Annotated in this window: 3 protein-coding genes; 1 reads left to right on the top strand and 2 read right to left on the bottom strand. The window is 54.1% G+C overall.

The window, feature by feature from the left end:
- Nucleotides 1–281: 281 nt before the first annotated feature.
- Nucleotides 282–773, top strand: a complete 492-nt coding sequence (locus tag FS320_RS42930; protein WP_152718591.1) for a Ros/MucR family transcriptional regulator — start codon at nucleotides 282–284, stop codon at nucleotides 771–773.
- Between the two features lie 93 nt (nucleotides 774–866).
- Here FS320_RS42930 and FS320_RS45695 read toward each other — a convergent pair whose 3' ends face one another.
- Both FS320_RS45695 and FS320_RS42925 read right to left on the bottom strand, forming a co-directional pair.
- Complete coding sequence (locus FS320_RS45695) at nucleotides 867–1004, bottom strand: hypothetical protein (protein WP_153885412.1); 138 nt, start codon at nucleotides 1002–1004, stop codon at nucleotides 867–869.
- Between the two features lie 78 nt (nucleotides 1005–1082).
- A complete protein-coding gene (locus tag FS320_RS42925) occupies nucleotides 1083–1571 on the bottom strand; it encodes a hypothetical protein (RefSeq protein ID WP_152718590.1) in 489 nt (162 codons plus the stop codon).
- Nucleotides 1572–1677: the final 106 nt, after the last annotated feature.

Here is a 1677-nt window from a genome sequence, read left to right as displayed (position 1 = left end):
AGTGATCATTTGTCAGAGAGAAAGTTCTCGTCTGCCACATCCCCGAAATTTCAATATCATTGATGCCAATGGAGCAGTATCGACAGGTTAAACAATCCACATGACATAAAAAATGTCTGAGCACAACTCCGATTTTAGATGTACAATCTTTTATCTTCGGGGCTGCCGTTTGCCTTCAACCAGAGAAGAATATAGGTACGCACCTATCACATGTGCATAGTCCTTAATGTGAATACATAAGATTGTTGCTCCAGCCGATACCTCAAGCGGAGGATTATCTCATGTCTAACGAAACGCCCCCGAACTACCTTGAACTTGCGGCTGACATCGTGTCGGCCTTCGTCAGCAACAATTCTGTCTCGGTTGCTGATCTGCCCAACCTGATCGGGAATGTTCACGCCGCTCTTTGGAGCAGTAGTCAGCCTACTCCGCAACGGCAAGATGCCAAGCCAACTCCTGCCATCTCCATCAGGAAGTCCGTTACTCCTGAGTATGTGATCAGTTTGGAAGACGGGAAACAATACAAGTCGCTCAAACGGCATCTTACACGTTTGGGACTGACGCCCGAGGCTTACCGGGAAAAGTGGGGCTTGCCCCACGATTATTCGATGGTTGCGGCAAACTATGCGGCCAAGCGATCTGAGTTGGCGAAAAGCTTCGGCCTTGGTCAGCGGCGTTCAAGAGCAGCCCAAGCGAAGACCGCCGCAATTGATGCGGTAAAGACTGCTCCTACGAAAGCACCCGCCAAGCGCGGACGAAGGAAGGCCGGTTAGGGGGAAGCTCTGTCAATGAGCGGATGAGCCACTCCGATAAATTGTGATCTTCAGTCAGGCAAGAACAAGTCAGATCGGGCGGCGCGTTGCCGCCTAACCATGGCGGTTGGCGTAGCGGTTCTTCTTCGCAAGGTTCTTCTGCCCTTCGCGTGTCTTAGCCGGGGCAATCACTGCCTTGTAGCGGCGAGTGTGCTTCTTGAACGACGGTCGCATGCGAGCTTTCCCAGCCATGGTCGTGCTCCTTTCACTGAAGTGAGTTGATTGTCACCGTCAGCGTGTCAAACCATAAGCTGGTAAGGCACGTTGCGGTTATCGTCTTCGTGCGAACAATGCAGACAGCAAACCACCCTGCTTGCGGACGGGCTGTAGCTCAACATCGACCTGATCCGGTTCAGATTTGGCCTCTGTTTCGAAAATTCGTTCGGTCTCAGCTTCTGAGTGCAGAGCCAGTTCACCCAGATGTTGCTCGTCTGCCTCTTGCACGGGGTTTTCTGGCGCTTTTGCTGATAGGGGAGCGGACGCGGGCTCCCTCTCCACGTCCTGTTCGGCGGTCGAGAGAATCTCGATCCGGCCAGGGAAGTCATTCCGGCATTCATACCGGACGAAATCGGGGAAACCGGGCCTGATCCGGTGCGGTTGGTCGAGAAGGACCTCATTCCGGACTTCGAGCACAAAGAAGCGCCCTGCCTGGGTGGTCACGTCCACCCGCCTGACCGTGCCCTCGGAAAAGCTCTTCCATGGACCGGGTGGATGGAAGTGGACGCGAACCTGATCCCCAACCGCAATCTTCTGCGCCAAAGTCTCAACCATTCCGGTTAGACACTCCTGTTCCTGAAAGGCGCTGAGATGCCCACATAGCCGCCTGGGTGCGATTAGCTGCACCGATCTTGCGCAGGATGGCTTT

This window comes from Microvirga tunisiensis (assembly GCF_009296175.1).
Lineage (GTDB): Bacteria > Pseudomonadota > Alphaproteobacteria > Rhizobiales > Beijerinckiaceae > Microvirga > Microvirga tunisiensis.
The sequence above is the reverse complement of the archived record's forward strand: the minus strand, read 5'-3'. Positions and strand labels throughout refer to the sequence as shown.

Coding starts and splice junctions, on each gene's coding strand:
- FS320_RS45695 (WP_153885412.1), bottom strand. CDS start 1,004: ATGGCTGGGAAAGCTCGCATGCGACCGTCGTTCAAGAAGCACACTCGC.
- FS320_RS42930 (WP_152718591.1), top strand. CDS start 282: ATGTCTAACGAAACGCCCCCGAACTACCTTGAACTTGCGGCTGACATC.